The organism is Kineococcus lubricus (assembly GCF_050871965.1).
In the GTDB taxonomy this organism is placed as follows: Bacteria; Actinomycetota; Actinomycetes; order Actinomycetales; family Kineococcaceae; genus Kineococcus.
Genome location: NZ_JBJLSK010000037.1, coordinates 1 through 16,844, shown reverse-complemented (window position 1 = coordinate 16,844; position 16,844 = coordinate 1). Strand labels below are relative to the sequence as shown.

The window sequence follows — 16,844 nt, the reverse complement described above, 5'->3', positions numbered from 1 at the left end:
TCGCCACGGCCACCCGACTCCTTTCCCGGTTCCGATCCGATGTGGTGGGGTTCATGACGAAGGTCACGGTCGTCGAGGTGCGCGACGAAGGACAGGGCGTGCGGTTGTTCCGCGTCCAACGCACCGACAAGCGGGCCTTCGAGGAGTTCACCGCGGGTGCGCACGTCGACGTCACCGGCCCGACCGGGGTCACCCGCCAGTACTCGCTGTGCGGCCCCCCGAAGGACCGCACGCAGATGACGTTCGCGGTGAAGCTGGAGGAGGAGTCCCGCGGGGGCTCCAGGGCGCTGCACGAGGAGGTCTCGCCCGGCGACGAGCTCACCGTCAGCACGCCCCGCAACCTCTTCCCCCTGTACCTCAAGGCGACCAGGCACGTGCTGGTGGGGGCCGGCATCGGCGTCACCCCGCTGCTGAGCATGGCCTACGAGCTGCACCGGCTCCGCAAGCCCTTCGCCCTGCACTACTTCGTGCGGGACGCCGCGACCGCGGCGTTCGTGACGATGCTGCGCGAGGGGCCGTTCGCCGGGTCGGTGACCGTGCACGAGGGGCTGTCCCGGCAGAAGCAGCAGGAGGTCCTCGAGGGGTTCCTCGGCGCCGTCGACGAGGACGAGCACGTCTACACGTGCGGTCCCGAGGGGTTCATGGACCGCGTGGTGGACATCGGCCGCCGCACGCTGCCCGAGGACAACCTGCACCGGGAGCACTTCACGGCCGTCGACACGACGGGCATGGCCTCCGACTCCTTCGAGGTCGAGCTGGACACCGGCGAGGTGTTCGAGGTGCCCGCCGACAAGAGCATCGTCGAGGTGCTCGGGGAGAACGGCGTCGAGATCGACACCTCCTGCCGGGAGGGCATCTGCGGGACCTGCGTGCTGACCGTCCTGTCGGGGGAGCCGGACCACCGGGACAACTGCCTGACGGCCAAGGAGAAGGCCCGCAACGACCAGATGGCCACCTGCGTCTCCCGGGCGCGCTCGGCCCGCCTGGTGCTCGAACTGGAGTGAGACCGGGCGGCCGGTAGGGGAATCCTTTCCCGGGCCGCGCGATTCCCGCACCGCGGACACGGTCGTCCCCGATGGTGCGCGGGCGCCACCGCGGAGCAGAGTTCAGGTGTGGGCAGCCGGATCGGTCCGGCTCGACGGATCAGTTCGAGGAGGAACAGATGAGCACCACCACCGCGACCAGCGACGAGACCCGACGTGAGTTCCGCAACGCGATGGCTCACCTGTCGGCAGCCGTGAACGTGCTGACGACGTCCGACGACGACGGCCCGCGGGGGATCACCGTCAGCGCCGTCTGCTCCGTGACCGACGAACCCCCGACGGTCCTGGTGTGCGTGAACCGGAGCAGTTCCTCCCACGAGGCCCTGCGCAACAGCGAGCGCGTCGGGGTCAACGTCCTCAGCGGCGACCACACCGACGTCGCCCGGCACTTCGCCGGTATGACCAAGCTGCCCATGGACGAGCGCTTCGCCTCCCACGCCTGGGAGTTCCAGGACGGCGTCCCGCTGCTCAGCGACGCGGTCGTGACGCTCGCGGGCCGGGTCCGGCACGTGACCGAGCAGGGCACCCACAGCGTCATGTTCGTCGAGGTCGAGGACGTGCGGGTGCGCCCGGAGAACGGCGGCCTGGTGTACTTCGACCGGCAGTTCCACCGCCTCGGCAGCCCCGCGCCCGAGGTGGCTTCGTGACCGTGCTCTTCACGGACGCGGGCACGACCGGCGGTGCGGGCGACGGGTCGTCCGCGGCGGCGAGGGTCGAACGGGCCCTGCAGTCGATCGACCACACCGAACCCGACGTCCGCGCCTGGGTGCGGGTCGACGCCGACGGCGCCCGGGCCGCGGCCCGCGCGCTGGACGGGCGCGCCGCCGAGCGCCGCGGTCCGCTGCACGGGCTGCCGTTCGGGGTGAAGGACATCGTCGACGTGGCGGGTCAGCCCACCGAGTGCGGTTCCGTGCTGCGCCGCGGCCGGGTCGCGCAGGCCGACGCCTGGCTGGTCTCGCGGCTGCGGGCGGCCGGGGCGGTCCCGGTCGGCAAGACCGTCACGACCGAGTTCGCCTACTTCGCCCCCGGGCCGACCCGCAACCCGGTCGCGCTGGACCGGACCCCCGGCGGGTCCTCCAGCGGGTCGGCCGCGGCCGTGGCCGCCGGGAACGTCCCGCTGGCCCTGGGCAGCCAGACGGCCGGGTCGCTGACGCGGCCGGCCTCCTACTGCGGGGTCACCGGCTTCGTCGCCCCCGTCGGGCGGGTGTCCACCGCGGGTGTCGTCGGCCTGAGCCACACGCTGGACTCGGTGGGTCTGCTGACGCGCCGGGTCGAGGACCTGCGCCCGGTGCTGGAGGCCGTCGGCCTCGTGGAGCACGTCGTCACCGCGCCCCGGCCCGCGCACGTGCAGGTCTGGTTCGGCGAGGGCGTCAGCGAGGTGGAGGCCGACATGCGCGCCGCCGTCGACCGCGCAGCCGGGGCCGTGGCCGACGAGGGCCGCGTCGCCGGTTTCACCTTCGCCGAGGTCGCCGAGCGCGCCACGCAGCTGCAGCAGGTCGTGATGGGCTTCGAGGCCGTCCGCCTGCGCGCCGAGGAGGCCCGGCACCCGGAGCACCTGAGCGAACCGCTCAACGCCCTGTTCGAGCAGGGGCGGCGCACCAGCGACGAGGAGTACGCGCGGGCCGTGGAGGCCCGCTCGGTCCTGCGCGCCGGGGTGCTGGCCACGCTGGAGGACGTCGACGCGGTCCTCGGGCCGGCCGCCCAGGGGGTCGCGCCCGTGGGACTGGGCGCGACGGGGTCGCCGGTCCTCAGCCGGGCCTGGCAGTTCCTGGGTCTGCCCGTGGTGACGGTGGCCGGGCTGCGGGACGGCCGGGGACTGCCGTTGGGCGTCCAGCTCATCGGGCACCCCCTGCGGGTGCGGCGGCTGCTGGACGTGGCGGCCTGGCTCGAGACGAGGATCCGGTGAGCACCGCGACCCGGCGGCACGACGACTGGACCGACCTGCGGTCCGACGTGCGGGTCGTCGCCGTGGAGGCGATCCCGTTCAGCATCGCGTACCGCAAGCCGTTGCGGTTCGCCAGCGGTGAGGTCCGCTCGGCCGACCACGTGCTCGTGCGGGTCCGGACGGACGCGGGGGTCGTCGGGTTCGCCGAGGCCCCGCCGCGGCCCTTCACCTACGGGGAGACGCAGGCCTCCATCAAGGCCGTCGTGGACGACCTGTTCGCCCCGGCCCTCGTCGGCCGTTCCCTGCACGACCGCAACGGGTTGCGCGCGGCCATGCACCGCACGGTCGGGAACCCGACGGCGAAGTCGGCCGTCGACATGGCGGTGTGGGACGCGCTGGGGCGCAGCCTGGGCCTGACCGTCACCGCGCTGCTGGGTGGCGGGGACGGGCTGCCGCTGCGCGTGTGCCACATGCTGGGTTTCGACGAGCCGGCGGCCATGGTGGCCGAGGCGGCGAGGATGCTCGAGGTCCACGGGACCTCCACCTTCAAGGTGAAGGTCGGCCGGCGGCCGGTGGAGCTCGACGTCGCGGTCGTCCGCGCGCTGCGGGCCGAGTTCGGCGACCGGATCGAGTTGTACGTCGACGGCAACCGCGGCTGGACGGCCGCGGAGTCGGTCCGCGCGCTGCGGCTGATGGACGACCTCGACCTCACGTTCGCCGAGGAGCTGTGCCCCGCCGACGACGTCCTGGGCCGACGGCGCCTGGTGCGGTCCAGCCCGGTACCGGTGGTGGCCGACGAGAGCGCGACCACCCCGGCGGAGGTGACGCGGGCCCTGCTCGACGGGGACGCCAACGCCATCAGCATCAAGACCGCGCGGACCGGTTTCACGGTCTCCCAGTCCGTGCTGGCGCTCTGCGAGGGCCTGGGGGTCGACGTCGTCGTCGGGAACCAGATCGACGGTCAGGTCGGCACCGCCTGCTCGGCGGCCTTCGCCGCAGCCCACCCGCTCTCGGCCGCCCGCGCCGCGGAGCTCTCGAACTTCCTCGACATGTCCGACGACCTGCTCACCGAACCGCTGCGCATCGAGGGGGGTCACCTCGTGACCCCCGGCGGGCCGGGGAACGGCGTGGACGTGGACGAGGAGAAGCTGGCGCACTACCGGCAGGACCGCTGAAACCGCCCGGTTTCCCTGCCCGGAGTGCGGACGACGACGTCAGAGAGGCGAACGACGATGACCCAGACCACCACCCAGGCCGAGTCCCGGACCGAGGCCACCGCTGCGGCGTCGGGGGCCAACGCCACCGAGCGCTTCCAGCGCGACAAGAAGGTCGCGTCGCAGGTCTCGCAGGAGCGTGTCAGCACCCTCGCGACCGAGCTGATCACCGCGGCGCACGACGTCATCCGTCGGCACGGGGTCACCTACGACGAGTACAACGCCCTCAAGGCGTGGCTCATCCGCGTGGGTCAGGACGGCGAGTGGCCGCTGTTCCTCGACGTGTGGCTCGAGCACGTCCTCGAGGAGGTCGTGAACAGCGACCGCGAGGGCACCAAGGGCAGCATCGAGGGTCCCTACTACGTGCCGGACGCCCCCGAGCTCGGCTCGGACGCCACCCTCCCGAGCCGGGAGGACGAGAAGGGCACCCCCCTGCTGTTCCAGGGGCAGGTCCGCGACCTGCAGGGCAACGGCATCCCGGCCGCCAAGGTCGAGATCTGGCACGCCGACGACGACGGCTACTACTCCCAGTTCGCCCCGGGCATCCCGGAGTGGAACCTGCGCGGCACCGTCACGACGGACGAGCAGGGTGGTTTCCGCATCCACACCATCCAGCCCGCCCCCTACCAGATCCCGACCGACGGGGCCTGCGGCGCGCTGATCGCCGCGGCCGGCTGGCACGCGTGGCGTCCGGCCCACCTGCACCTGAAGGTGTCGGCGCCCGGGTTCCAGCTCATCACCACCCAGCTCTACTTCTCCGGTGGTGAGTACGTCGGCGACGACATCGCCCAGGCCGTGAAGCCGGAGCTGGTCCTGGAACCGCGGGACGGCCAGGTCACCTACGACTTCGTCCTCGACCCCGCCTGAGCGACCCCCGAACGAACTGGAGCGACCTGTGCTGTTCGCCGTCACCATGGACGTCGCCATCCCGGCCGACCTGCCGGCCGATGTGCGGGCGGAGACCGTCGCCCGGGAGAAGGCGTACTCCCAGGAACTGCAGCGGTCGGGGGTGTGGCGGCACATCTGGAGGTGCGCGGGCCAGTACTCCAACCTGAGCATCTTCGACGTGCGTGACAACGAGCACCTCCACGAGGTCCTGTGGAACCTGCCGCTGTTCGCGTACATGACGATCCAGGTGACCCCCCTGGCGCACCACCCGTCCGCGATCGCCATCGCCTGACCCGCAGCACGAGGGACGCACGACCCGCACCGGGTCGTGCGTCCCTCGTCGTCGTCACCGACGTCCCGGAGGAACCGTGACCGCCACCCGCCTGCACCACACCGTCGACGCCGCCCCGGACCTGCCGCCGGACGCCCCCGTCGTCGTGCTCGGCCCGTCGATCGGCGCCCGGCTGGGCATGTGGGACCCGCAGGTCCCCGTCCTCGCCGCGGAGTTCCGCGTCGTGCGGTACGACACCCGCGGCCACGCGCCCTCGCCGGTGCCGCCGGGTCCCTACGACGTCGACGACCTCGCCGACGACGTCGTGGCCCTGCTGGACGAGCTGGAGGTCGAGCGCGCCCACCTGGTCGGGTTGTCCCTGGGGGGCATGACGGCGGCCGCGGTCGCGGCGCGGTACCCCGAGCGGGTCGCGCGGCTGGCGCTGCTCTTCACGACCGCCGCGTTTGACGACCCGGCGCCGTGGCTGGCCCGCATCGAGACGGTGCGGGAGCGGGGGACGGGGGCCATCGCCGAGGCCGTCGTGGGCCGCTGGTTCACCCCGGGGTTCGCCGACGCCCACCCCGACCTCGTCGAGCGGTGCCGCGGCTGGCTGCGCGACGTCTCCGACGAGGGGTACGCCGCCTGCTGCCACGCCCTGGCGACGCTGGACCTGCGGGACCGGCTGCCGGAGATCGAGGCGCCGACCCTCGTCGTCAGCGCACGCGACGACGCGGCCATCCCCCCGGTCCACCAGGAGCGGCTGGCCGCGTCGATCGCCGGTGCGCACCTGGTCCACGTCCCCGGTGCGCACCTGGCCAACCTCGAGTCGGTCGACGCCGTCACGGGCGCCCTGCTGCACCACCTCCGGGGCTGACCTCGCCGGTGCGGGCGGCGGGGGCCGCCTCGACCTCGGCCTCGATCCGCTCGAGGTCGAGCGGCACCCCGCGGGCCCGCAGCACCGCGGCCTGCACGAGACCGGCCACCGGCACGACGACCAGCGCGGCGAGCAGGGACAGGCTGACCGGGCCGAACACGGGCGCACCGGCGTCGTCGTGGTCGCCGACCAGCATCGGGAAGTACCGCACCATGAGCGAGATGGCCAGCAGCAGGCCCAGCGCCCCGAGGACCGGGGCGACCACCGTCTTCCACCGCGGCGCCCGCGGCGGCTTCGCCTCCGGGTGGCGGCGGAAGTAGCGCAGGACGGCGACGGAGGTGGCGACCATCAGCGCGGCCAGCGCCAGCGGGACCAGCCCGGAGAACCAGGTGAAGATCTGCAGGACCGGGTCCAGCCCGACCAGCGCGCACACCGCGACGAGGGAGAACGCGGTGGTGGACTGCACGAACGACGACACCGACGGCGAACCGTGCCGGGGGTGGACGGACGACAGCCCCGCCGGGAGGACCCCCGTGCTGCTGAGCGCGTACTGGTACCGCGTCAGGACGTTGTGGAAGGACAGCACGCACGCGAACAGGCTCGTCACCAGCAGCACCTCCACGACGACCTCACCGACGGGGCCGAGGGTGGCGCCCACGGTCCGGGACAGGAACGTCGCCGGGTCGGAAGCGGCGGCGACGATCCCGTCCACGCCCCAGGTCGCGACCATGGCCCACGTGACGAGGGCGTAGAACACGCCGATGCCGACGACCGAGACGTAGGTGGCGCGGGGGATCGTGCGGTGCGGGTCGTGGGCCTCGTCGCGGTACACCGTCGTGGCCTCGAAGCCGACGAAGGCGGACATCGCCAGCATGAGACCGACGCCGGGGGCTCCCCGGGTGACCTGCGCGGGGTCGAACGGCGCCGGCGTCAGCCCGTCCACGCCGCCGCCGCGCAGGAGGACGGCCACGACCAGCGCGACCAGGATCAGCAGCTCGCCCACGAGCAGGACGCCCAGGACCCGGGAGCTGACGTCGATCTTCCGGTAGCCCATGAGGCCGCAGACCGAGACGACGGCCAGGGACCACAGCCACCAGGGGACGTCGGGGCCACCGGCACCGGTCACCGTCGTGCGCAGGACCGCCCCGAGGTAGGCGTACACCGCCAGCTGCACGGCGGTGTACGAGACCAGGGCCAGGTGGGCCGCGGCCAGGCCCGCGGGACGGCCCAGCCCGTACCCGACGTAGGTGAAGAAGGTGCCCGTGCGCGGGACGCTGCGGGCCATCGCCACCAGCCCGACGGCGAACAGCACCAGGATCCCCGCACCGACGAGGAACAGGGCGGGGAACCCCGGGCCGTTGCCCAGCAGGAACCCCAGGGGGGCGGCGCCGGACATCACGGTCAGCGGTGAGGCCGCCGCGATGACCATGAAGACGATCGCGGTGGTCCGCAGCCGGCCGGCGAGGGCGGGCGGCGCGGCGGCGTCCGCGGGACCGGCCGTGCGGGAGGGCGACTGCGGGGCAGGTGGCTGGGTCGACATCGGAACCTCTCGCGGGGTCGGCGGGGGAGGGGGAGGGACCGCGTCAGCGCTGCGCGGTCAGGGTGCCGACCGGGTCGGCGTGCGCGGCGGCGAGGTGGTGCCCGTAGAGCTCGGCGGGGGCCTCGACGCGACGGTGCCGGCGGACCAGCCGGCCGGCTTCGACGTCGAAGTAGTCCGGGGACAGGTTCTCGACGGCGTCGCGGTTCTCGGCGCGGTCGAGGTCGTAGGCGTCGCCGGCCGGGCCGGTGGCGCGGTCCAGGACCGGGTTCAGCAGGTCGTGGTCGGCCGCGGTGAGTTCGAGCTCGGCGATCCGCAGGTTCGCCGCGAGGTGCCGGGCGTGCCGGGCGCCCTGGATGACGGCGGCGACGGCGGGCTGGTCCAGCACCCAGCGGGAGGCGACGACGGGGATGCTCACGCCGTGGCGGTCGGCGACGGTCTTCAGCGCGCGCAGGAGTTCCTGGAAGAGGTCCCAGCCGCCGAAGTCGACGATGATCCGGTAGTACTTGTCCAGGGAGACGTTCTCGAAGTTCGGCTCACCCGGGTCGGGGATCCCGAGCCACTTCTCGCTGAACAACCCGCCGGCCATGCTGCCGTAGGCGACGAGGTGGATGCCGTTGTCGGCGCAGTAGCGGCTCAGGCCGTTGGCGGGGCGGCGGTCGGTGAGGGAGTACTGCACCTGGTTGACGACCACGTCGACGCCGGCGTCGACCATCCTGGCCAGTTCGGTGACGTTGTAGTTGGTGCCGCCGACGTGGCGGATCTTGCCGGCCTGCACCAGGTCCTGCAGGACCAGGGCGGCCTCCACGTTGCCGGGGACGTCGTAGTTCCACCAGTGCAGCTGCACCAGGTCGAGGGACTCGACCTTCAGCCGGGAGAGGGACCGGTCGATCGTCTGGACGATCGTGGCGCGGTCGAGGTCGCGCAGACCCTCCTCCTCCAGGAAGGCCGGGATGAACTTCGTGTGGACGGAGATCCTGTCGGCGGCGGCCCGGCCCCGTTCGCGGCGGTAGCGCTCGATGAACCGCCCGATGCGTTCCTCGACGCCGTAGTAGATGTCGCCGCAGTCCAGGGTGTCGATGCCGGCGTCGACGAAGGCGGCGAGGTGCTCGTACACGGCGTCGTCGTCGCCGACGGCGGTGCTGTGGTCGTCGGCGATCTGCCAGTTGCCCTTGATGACGACGGGCGTCGTGTAGCCGGGGCGCAGCTGGGTGCGGGGCGTGGTCACGGTGGTTCTCCTCAGGTCGCGGGGGTGGGCGTGAGCTCGACGGCGGACTGCTCGGAGTGCCGGTAGGTGCGAGCAGGGCCCTGGGTGATGCGGAAGACGCCGCCGCACAAGGGGTCCGGGCAGGCGATGTCGGTGTCGGTGGTCATCCAGTCGTTGCGCTGCAGCGGGCGGGTCTTGGCGGCCAGCAGGGGCAGCAGCGCGGCGAGGGGGAACAGGGGGAAGGGGCGGCCGGTGGGGAAGCTGACGAGGTCGTCGTCGTGGACCAGGAAGTGGTCGCCCTCGGTGTGGTCGCAGACCATCGGACGGCCGTCCCCGCTGGAGAGGACGTCGACGCGCAGGTCGTGGAGGAGGAACTCCTCGTCGTCCTGCCGGGCGGTGGGGGAGCGGTGCGTGAGGGACACGGTGCCTCCGGGGCGAGGAGCGGGGAGGCGGCGAGCGCGCCTCCGCTTTCTAGGTCGGTTGACCTAGCGGTGCCTGCTGGAGAACCTACGGAGGGGCGGAGGGGGAGTCAAGGAATTGAAGGAATGCTCAGCAGCCGGAAACCTCCCCGTCACACGCCGGTGGTCCGGGTGGGCTCTGCCGGGCGCGCGCGGGAGGCCGGGCGACCGCGGGCGGGTCGGTGGACGTCGTCGTCCGCCGACCGGCGGGTGCCCGCCGCCGAACGACGGAGGGGGACGACCGTGACCGGTCGTCCCCCTCGTCGTTCTGTCGCGCGGCTGGTCAGCCGGCCACCCCGGCGGGCAGCGTGATGGCCTTGGGCGCCGCGACCGACTTCAGGCCCTCGACGCCGAACTCCAGCCCGTACCCCGAACCCTTCACCCCGCCGAAGGGTGCGAACGGGTGGACCATGCCGTGCTGGTTGACCCAGACCGTCCCGGCCTCCAGGCGCTCGGCGACCGGGCGGGCCGCGGCGACGTCCGACGTCCACACGGAGGCGCCGAGGCCCACGTCGAGGCGGTTGGCGCTGGCCACCGCGTCGTCGACGTCGGAGTAGCGGATGATCGGCAGCGCCGGCCCGAACTGCTCCTCGTCCACGAGGGCCGCGCCGTCGGTGATGTCGGCGACCAGCGTGATCGGGTAGAACAGCTCCCCGATCTCCTTGGCCGGCTCCCCGCCGGTCACGATGCGGGCGCCGCGGTCCCGGGCGTCCTCGACGAGGCGTTCCACGATCTCGAACTGCGCCTTGTTCTGCACCGGGCCCAGCAAGCTGTCCTCGTCGAGGCTCTTGCCCATGGGGACCTTCGCGGCGTAGGCGGCGAGACCGTCGACGACCCGGTCGTACAGCGAGTCGTGCACGTACAGCCGCTTGAGGGCCGCGCAGGTCATCCCGGTGTTGATGAACGCACCCCAGAACAGCCCCTCGACGATCGCGTCGGGGTCGGCGTCCGGCAGGACGATCCCGGCGTCGTTGCCGCCGAGCTCCAGGGTGAGCCGGGCGAGGTTCTTCGCCGAGCTCTCCACGATCTTGCGGCCCGTCGCCGTGGACCCGGTGAACATGACCTTGTCGACGCCGGGGTGCTCGGTGAGCCGGGCCCCGACCTCGCGGTCGCCGGACAGGACGTGCAGGACGTCGGCGGGGAGCACGTCGTTGATGAGCGAGACCAGCGCCAGGACGCTCAGCGGCACGTACTCCGACGGCTTGACGACGACGACGTTCCCCATCCGCAGGGACGGCGCGATCTGCCACATGCCGATCATCAGCGGCCAGTTCCACGGTCCGATGGCCGCGACCAGCCCGACCGGCCGGTACACCAGCTCCGTGCGCTGCGAGGCGTCGTCGACGACGACCTCCGGCTCCAGCGGCGTGGCGGCGGTGGCCCGCAGCCAGGCGATCGTCCCCCCGACCTCGAAACGCGCCCCCTGCCCGTTGAGGGGTTTGCCCTGCTCGCGGGCCAGCAGCTGCGCCAGCGCCTCGGAGTTCTCCTCCAGGTGGTCCGCCACCCGGTTCAGCAGGGGGATCCGCCCCTCGTGCCCCAGGGCGTCCCAGTCCCGCTGGGCCGCGCGGGCGGCGCGGATCGCCTCCTCCAGCGCGGCGACGTCGTGGACCGGGGCCTCGGCCAGGGCGTCGCCCGTGGCCGGCTCGTGGACCAGGCGGCCGGTGCCGGCCGGTGCCGCCACGCGAGCCAGCAGTTCTTCGTAGGTGAGCGCCATCGTCTCCTCCTCCAGGGGTTCGGCGGATCCTCTCAGCTCATCCGGGGCGGGGGCTGTTCCACGGGCGCACGACCCTTGTCCGCACGCGCACGTCCGGGACCGGTCCCGAACGGGGCAAGGTTCCTTTACTTCACGACCCCCCGCCCGCCGTGTCAGCGTCGAACGGATCCGAGGAGGGCACAGATGTCGCAGACGACGTCCGGGAACGACACGCAGGTCACCGTCGACCGCACCACCCAGCGCCGGGCGCGGGCCGCGGCGTTCATCGGCAGCACGATGGAGTCTTACGACTTCCTGCTCTACGGGGCGTCCGCCGGGCTGGTGTTCCCCGCGCTGTTCTTCGCCGACCTCGACCACGGGCTGGCCGTGGTGCTGTCCTACGTCTCCCTGGCCGCCGGGTACGCCGGCCGCCCGCTGGGCGGCCTGCTCTTCGGCCACTTCGGGGACAGGCTGGGACGCAAGCGGATGCTCGTGATCACGATGGTCGTGACCGGCGGCGTCTCCGTCCTCATGGGGCTGCTGCCCGGCTACGCGGTCCTGGGGGCCCTGGCGCCGGTCCTGCTGGTGTCCCTGCGGGTCGTCCAGGGCATCGCCGTGGGCGGGGAGTGGGCCGGGGCGGCCCTGATGTCCATGGAGTCCTCCGACGTCCGGCGCCGGGGGTTCGCCGGCAGCCTGTCCGCCAGCGGGGGCCCCTTCGGCACGGTCGTCGCGACCCTCGTGCTGGGCCTGTTCGCCGCCCTCTCCGGGGACCAGTTCACGACCTGGGGCTGGCGGGTCCCGTTCCTGCTCAGCGCCGTCATCGTCGTGACCGGCCTGGTCCTGCGCCTGCGGGTGGCCGAGTCCGTCGAGTTCGTGGCCGCCCGGTCCCGGCGGGACGCCGCGCCGCGGCGGGCCCCGCTGGTCCAGGTCCTCAAGGACCACCCGCGCGACCTGGTCCTGGGAACCCTGGCGGTCATCGCCACCCTGGGCGTCCAGGGGCTCCTGGGGGTCTTCATGATCCCCCTCGTGGTCGAGAACGGGGCGATGTCGCGCGAGACCGTCCTGTACGTCCTGGCCGGCACGCTGCTGCTGACCGCCGTCCTGGTCCCGGTCTGGGCGCTGCTGTCCGACCACCTCGGGCGCCGGCCCGTCATGCTGGCCGGCGGGGTCCTCGGCGTCCTGCTCGCCTGGCCGATGATCAGCCTGCTGCGCTCGCCGTCGGCCACCCTCGTGGTGCTGGGGTTCCTCGTCGGCAACTCGCTGCTCATCCCGATCGTCTTCGGGCCGCTGGCGGCGTTCCTCTCCGAGAAGTTCCCCGTGGAGTCCCGGTACACCGGGTTCGCCGTCACCTACCAGTTCGGGGCCCTGCTGGGGTCCGGGATCATGCCGCTCGTCGCCTCCCAGCTCATGCCGGACGCCACGGCCTCGCCCGTCCCGCTGATCGCCTTCGTCATCGGGTCCTACGTGCTCAGCTCGCTGGCCGTCCTGCTCTCGGCCGAGACGAGGGGGGCGACCAGCAGGGTTTCGCGCGACGCCGGGCAGGAGGTCCTGGACGTGCGCGTGACCGACTGACCGGACGCACCGCGCCCGGGCCGGAGGTTCCCGCCGGACCCGACCGCCCCCGGGCCTGGGGTTAGGGTGTGGACCGAGGCGACGGCTCGTGGCGGCACGCGGAGGTGCCCCGGGCCGGGGGTACCGGTCGCGCCGCCTCGACGTCGAAACACCGCTCGAGGGCAGGAGTGCACATGTCGGTCACCGGTCGTCCCACCCCCGCGCCCAGCGCCGCCCCGCGCCGGTGACCCCGGTGGCGCCCCACCCCGACGACCTCGTGGCCCCCGACGCCCACGCCGGACCGGTCGTCTACGTCGTCGACGACGACCGCGAGCTGTGCGACTCGGTGGCCTGGTTGCTGGGTTCGATGAACATCGACTCCCAGTGCTTCGACGACCCGGAGGACTTCCTGTCCGCGGTGGACCCCCGGCGCTGGGGGTGCGTGGTCCTCGACGTCCGGATGCCGCGGTTGAGCGGCTTCGAGGTGCAGGCCCGTCTGGCCGAGCGCGGGTCCTCGATGCCGGTGATCTTCGTCTCCGCCCACGGCGACATCCCGATGTCCGTCCGCGCGCTGCGCGGCGGGGCCGTCGAGTTCCTCGAGAAGCCCTACGACGCCCAGCAGCTCCTCGACAGCGTGCAGCTCGCCCTGCGCGCCAGTCGTTCCCGCCTCGACGAGGCAGCCCGCGAGGAAGGCCTGCGCGCGCGGTTGCTCCAGCTGAGCGAACGGGAGGTCGAGGTCCTCGACCTCGTCATCGAGGGGCTGCCGAGCAAGAACATCGCGACCCGGCTGGGCATCAGCGTCAAGACCGTGGACGTCCACCGGACCCGCATCCGGGAGAAGACGAACGCCGAGAGCATCACCGTCCTGGTCCGCGACATCCTGCTCAGCGGCTCGCGCACCGTGGCCGAGCTCACCCGGCGAGGGGAGCGGTGAACGGCCGCGAACTGGTCGACACCGAGCTGGCCCGCCTGGTCGACTCCCTGCGGTACTGCGTCCTGGTCCACGACGCCGTCACGAAGGAGATCCTGTGGGCCAACCAGGCGGCCTGCGACCTCCTGGGGTTCACCCTGGAGGAGCTCAAGCCGCTCAAGGCGAACCACATGAGCTCACCCGCCCGCGAGTACCGCCGCGAGCTGGGGGTGGCGTGGCTGCAGGAAGCCGTCGACCGCGGGGTCAGCACCACCGAGTGGTGCTACCGGTCCCGGACGGGGACCGACGTGCTGACCGAGGCCGTGGCCATCCGGGTGGACCTCGACGCCGGTGCCGTCGTCCTGGTGCAGTTCCGCGACATCGCCGCCGAGAAGGCCGTGCAGCAGGACCTGAGTCGCACGTCGTCCCGGCTCGAGACCTTCCTGCGCCACCTCGGCGAGGGCATCGTCGTGGTGGACGACGACGCCCGCGTCGTGTTCGCCAGCCAGTCGGCCGCCCGCCTGCTCGGGATCGAGGACCTCCAGGGCCGGTGCTTCCGCGACCACTGCGACGCCCGGTCCGCGAACGAGCTGCGCGAGCTCCTGCTGCACACCGCCCCCGGCCGCCCCCTGCGGGGCGCCCGGCTCCACTGGCAGCGCCCCACCGGGGAGTGGACCTGGCTCGCCGGGACCTGCCAGTACATCGACCTGGAGGGGGACCTGCAGGGGCACCTGCTCCTCCTGCACGACATCACCGACCGGGTGGAGGTCGAGCACCAGCACTGGCGCGACACGCAGTACCTGCAGCACCTGGCCCGCTACAACGCGATGGGTGACATGGCCATGGCCATCGCCCACGAGGTCAGCCAGCCGATCACCGCCGCCGGCAACTTCGTCGCCGGGGTCCGCAGCCGGCTGGCGGACCTGGACGCCCCCTCCTCCGACCTGTCCTTCGGCCTGGAGCACGCGCTGCGGCAGATCGACCGGGCCAGCCGCATCCTCACCGCCCTGCGCCAGTACGTCACGCGGCTGGAGCAGGCCGAGCGCGTCAACGACCTCAACGACGTGGTGGCCGAGATCGAGTACTTCGTCACCCTGCGCGCCTCGCAGCACGACGTCCGGGTCACCTGGGACCTCGCCTCGTGCCCCCTGCCCGTGCTGTGCGAGAGCGTGCTCATCGGCCAGGTGCTGACCAACCTCGCGTTCAACGCCGTCGACGAGCTCGCCCGGTGGGGCGACCGGGAGCGGTCGCTCACGATCAGCACCCGCCGTCTGCAGACCGCGGTGGAGGTCGTCGTGGCGGACAACGGAGGGGGCCTGGCCCACCCCGACCCCGCGAAGATCTTCGACGGCGCGTTCACCTCCAAGGCGCACGGCAACGGCATCGGCCTCGCCCTGGCCCACCGGATCGTCACCCGTCACGGGGGGACCATCCGGGTCGAGGCCGACGAACCGCACGGCACGGTGTTCGTCGTGCGCCTGCCCCTGGTCGACGACCCCGACCCCGAGTGGGGACCGCTGGCGATCGCGGACCCGCAGACCCGCTCCGCCTGACGAGCCGCGGGTCACCCCTGCGGACCGGCACCCCCCGCCTGCTCGTGCGCCCGGTTCCGGAAGTCGCTGGGAGTGGTCCCGAAGGCCTGCCGGAACAACCGCGTGAAGTGGGCCGCGTCCTGGAACCCCCAGGACCTGGCCACCGCCGCGATGGGGATCCCCGACAGGTGCGCCTCGGCGAGGTCGCGCCGGCACGCCTCGAGCCGTCGCCCCCGGATCCACCCGGAGACGCTCGTCCCCTCCTCGCGGAACATGGACTGCAGCTTGCGGGGGGAGATGTAGTGCGCGGCGGCGATGCGGCGGGGCGACAGGTCCGGCTCCGCCAGGTGGTCGTCGAGCCAGCGCACGATGGGGTCCGTCGGTGACGACAGCCGTCCCTCCCCGCCGACGGCCTCGACGACGCTGGTGGCGATGAGGTCGAGCATGGTCCGCCGGGTGCGCCGGGCCACCGGCCCCCGCAGCTGCGCGGCGTCCTCGGCGAGCTGACGCAGGTAGGGGACCGTGAGCCGGTTGCTCCCCGCCGTCGCCGCCAGGCGCAGGCCGGGGGTGTGACGCCACTGCTGGTCGGTCAGGCCGAGCGCGGACCGGGGGAACATCAGCACCACGCTGCGGAAGCCGGCCGCGTTGTGCAGGTCGTAGGGCTCATCGGCGCTGTACACGGTGTACTCACCCGGGTGCAGGACGGTCTCCCGTCCTCCCTGGCGCAGCACGCTGCGCCCCTCGACCTGCAACGACACCTTGCACAGCTGAGCGCCCCCGTCCGACGGGTCCGGACGCCGCCGCACCACGTGCGTCGCATCGGCCCTCAAGTCGCTGACGACCACCCCGCACGCCCGCTGCACCCGCGACCACCCGTGGAAGCCGGTGCGGTGCGAGGAGACCTCCACCGGGACGAAGGCCCGCGAAGCCAACCGCGACCACTCGCCCGCGCTGTCCACGCGGCCCTCGTCGACGCCATCGCGAACCGCCGCACCGGTGTCCACCACGAGCCGCCTCCGTCCGGGTCGAAGCCTGGTCAGTCGTCCGATTCTGCCTCACTCCTGCGCCGCGGTCAGGCGGACGGACAGGGACGACCCCCACGGTCCTGCGAACGTCCCGGACGAGGAGTGCGTGACGTGTCTCGAGACGAGACCGCAGGGGCCGACGCGGTCGTGGTGGGCGGGGCCCGCGAGGTGGTGCCCGGCCCGGTGGAGGACGACCCCGGCCCCGGCCCCGGCGTGCGGTGGACGCGCTGCGCGGGTCGCGGGTCGTCGACGCGTCGGTGGTGCCCGTCGTCCCCTCGGGGAGTTCCGGAACCCCCACCACCACGATCGGTGAGCGGGGCGCCGGGTTCCTCCGGCGGGACGTCGCCCGACCCGATCCCTCCGCGACGGGTCGGATGAAGGAACCCTTACCCCCGGGAGGACGCCTGCACCCGCGCAGGGGACGGTCGGTGCCCCGGCGGACGAGTACTTTGACCGGACAGCCGTAGACTCGAAGAGGAGTTCTCGCATGACTGCGACCGTTTCCGAAACGACCCGGGTGACCCCGACCGGTCGCCACCCCCAGCTCCCGCCGGCCCCCGCGGGAACCCTCGCCGCCCGCGGTCCGCACGGTTCGTGGACCCCCCGTGGCTGAGGCGGTCGCGCCGGTGGGTGCGCGGGGGGAGCAGCGGGCTGGTGGGTTGCGCGGTTCCATCGGGGTTCCCGGGATCGTGTTCCTCGTCGTGGCCTCCGCGGCGCCGTTGACCGCGATCGGTGGGGCGTTGCCGGTGATGCTGG

Annotated in this window: 15 protein-coding genes; 10 read left to right on the top strand and 5 right to left on the bottom strand. The window is 73.0% G+C overall.

Annotated features, from left to right (window positions below):
- Positions 1-53 precede the first annotated feature (53 nt).
- From ACRYRX_RS19895 to pcaD, 7 genes are all read left to right on the top strand, one after another.
- On the top strand, positions 54-1,004 hold the full coding sequence (locus tag ACRYRX_RS19895; RefSeq protein WP_432514746.1) for a PDR/VanB family oxidoreductase: 951 nt from the start codon (positions 54-56) through the stop codon (positions 1,002-1,004).
- 158 nt (positions 1,005-1,162) lie between these two features.
- Positions 1,163-1,690, top strand: a complete 528-nt coding sequence (locus tag ACRYRX_RS19890) for a flavin reductase (RefSeq protein ID WP_432514743.1) — start codon at positions 1,163-1,165, stop codon at positions 1,688-1,690.
- Positions 1,687-2,949, top strand: a complete 1,263-nt coding sequence (locus tag ACRYRX_RS19885; protein ID WP_432514742.1) for an amidase — start codon at positions 1,687-1,689, stop codon at positions 2,947-2,949. The genes ACRYRX_RS19890 and ACRYRX_RS19885 overlap by 4 nt, the downstream gene beginning before the upstream one ends.
- 47 nt (positions 2,950-2,996) lie before the next feature.
- Positions 2,997-4,103 carry a mandelate racemase/muconate lactonizing enzyme family protein gene (locus ACRYRX_RS19880; RefSeq protein WP_432514778.1) on the top strand — a complete coding sequence of 369 codons (1,107 nt, stop codon included), beginning with the start codon at positions 2,997-2,999 and terminating at the stop codon, positions 4,101-4,103.
- Positions 4,104-4,160: 57 nt separating this feature from the next.
- The gene (gene catA / locus ACRYRX_RS19875) at positions 4,161-5,009 is read left to right on the top strand and encodes a catechol 1,2-dioxygenase (RefSeq protein WP_432514739.1); all 849 of its coding nucleotides are present in this window, start codon (positions 4,161-4,163) and stop codon (positions 5,007-5,009) included.
- Between the two features lie 28 nt (positions 5,010-5,037).
- Complete coding sequence (gene catC / locus ACRYRX_RS19870; protein WP_432514737.1) at positions 5,038-5,322, top strand: muconolactone Delta-isomerase; 285 nt, start codon at positions 5,038-5,040, stop codon at positions 5,320-5,322.
- Positions 5,323-5,398: 76 nt separating this feature from the next.
- On the top strand, positions 5,399-6,175 hold the full coding sequence (pcaD, locus tag ACRYRX_RS19865) for a 3-oxoadipate enol-lactonase (RefSeq protein WP_432514735.1): 777 nt from the start codon (positions 5,399-5,401) through the stop codon (positions 6,173-6,175).
- Here pcaD and ACRYRX_RS19860 read toward each other — a convergent pair.
- From ACRYRX_RS19860 to ACRYRX_RS19845, 4 genes are all read right to left on the bottom strand, one after another.
- Complete coding sequence (locus tag ACRYRX_RS19860; protein WP_432514734.1) at positions 6,141-7,715, bottom strand: APC family permease; 1,575 nt, start codon at positions 7,713-7,715, stop codon at positions 6,141-6,143. The two genes, pcaD and ACRYRX_RS19860, sit on opposite strands and share 35 nt — an antisense overlap.
- A gap of 43 nt (positions 7,716-7,758) precedes the next feature.
- On the bottom strand, positions 7,759-8,940 hold the full coding sequence (locus ACRYRX_RS19855) for an aldo/keto reductase (protein WP_432514732.1): 1,182 nt from the start codon (positions 8,938-8,940) through the stop codon (positions 7,759-7,761).
- Between the two features lie 11 nt (positions 8,941-8,951).
- A complete protein-coding gene (locus ACRYRX_RS19850; protein ID WP_432514731.1) occupies positions 8,952-9,341 on the bottom strand; it encodes a TIGR04076 family protein in 390 nt (129 codons plus the stop codon).
- Positions 9,342-9,660: 319 nt separating this feature from the next.
- Complete coding sequence (locus tag ACRYRX_RS19845; protein ID WP_432514730.1) at positions 9,661-11,091, bottom strand: aldehyde dehydrogenase family protein; 1,431 nt, start codon at positions 11,089-11,091, stop codon at positions 9,661-9,663.
- Positions 11,092-11,274: 183 nt separating this feature from the next.
- Between ACRYRX_RS19845 and ACRYRX_RS19840 the strand changes: the two genes are divergently transcribed.
- The 3 genes from ACRYRX_RS19840 to ACRYRX_RS19830 all read left to right on the top strand — a co-directional run bounded on the left by ACRYRX_RS19840 (position 11,275) and on the right by ACRYRX_RS19830 (position 15,084).
- Complete coding sequence (locus tag ACRYRX_RS19840) at positions 11,275-12,642, top strand: MFS transporter (protein WP_432514729.1); 1,368 nt, start codon at positions 11,275-11,277, stop codon at positions 12,640-12,642.
- A gap of 232 nt (positions 12,643-12,874) precedes the next feature.
- On the top strand, positions 12,875-13,555 hold the full coding sequence (locus tag ACRYRX_RS19835; protein WP_432514727.1) for a response regulator transcription factor: 681 nt from the start codon (positions 12,875-12,877) through the stop codon (positions 13,553-13,555).
- Positions 13,552-15,084 (top strand): PAS domain-containing sensor histidine kinase, encoded by a 1,533-nt coding sequence (locus ACRYRX_RS19830; protein WP_432514725.1) that lies wholly within the window; start codon positions 13,552-13,554, stop codon positions 15,082-15,084. The genes ACRYRX_RS19835 and ACRYRX_RS19830 overlap by 4 nt, the downstream gene beginning before the upstream one ends.
- Before the next feature lie 11 nt (positions 15,085-15,095).
- Here the strand turns inward: ACRYRX_RS19830 and ACRYRX_RS19825 are convergent, their stop codons facing one another.
- Positions 15,096-16,022: an AraC-like ligand-binding domain-containing protein gene (locus tag ACRYRX_RS19825; RefSeq protein ID WP_432514723.1), complete on the bottom strand. Its 927-nt coding sequence runs from the start codon at positions 16,020-16,022 to the stop codon at positions 15,096-15,098.
- Positions 16,023-16,844: the final 822 nt, after the last annotated feature.

Coding starts and splice junctions, on each gene's coding strand:
- catA (WP_432514739.1), top strand. CDS start 4,161: ATGACCCAGACCACCACCCAGGCCGAGTCCCGGACCGAGGCCACCGCT.
- ACRYRX_RS19840 (WP_432514729.1), top strand. CDS start 11,275: ATGTCGCAGACGACGTCCGGGAACGACACGCAGGTCACCGTCGACCGC.
- ACRYRX_RS19895 (WP_432514746.1), top strand. CDS start 54: ATGACGAAGGTCACGGTCGTCGAGGTGCGCGACGAAGGACAGGGCGTG.
- ACRYRX_RS19890 (WP_432514743.1), top strand. CDS start 1,163: ATGAGCACCACCACCGCGACCAGCGACGAGACCCGACGTGAGTTCCGC.
- ACRYRX_RS19860 (WP_432514734.1), bottom strand. CDS start 7,715: ATGTCGACCCAGCCACCTGCCCCGCAGTCGCCCTCCCGCACGGCCGGT.
- ACRYRX_RS19845 (WP_432514730.1), bottom strand. CDS start 11,091: ATGGCGCTCACCTACGAAGAACTGCTGGCTCGCGTGGCGGCACCGGCC.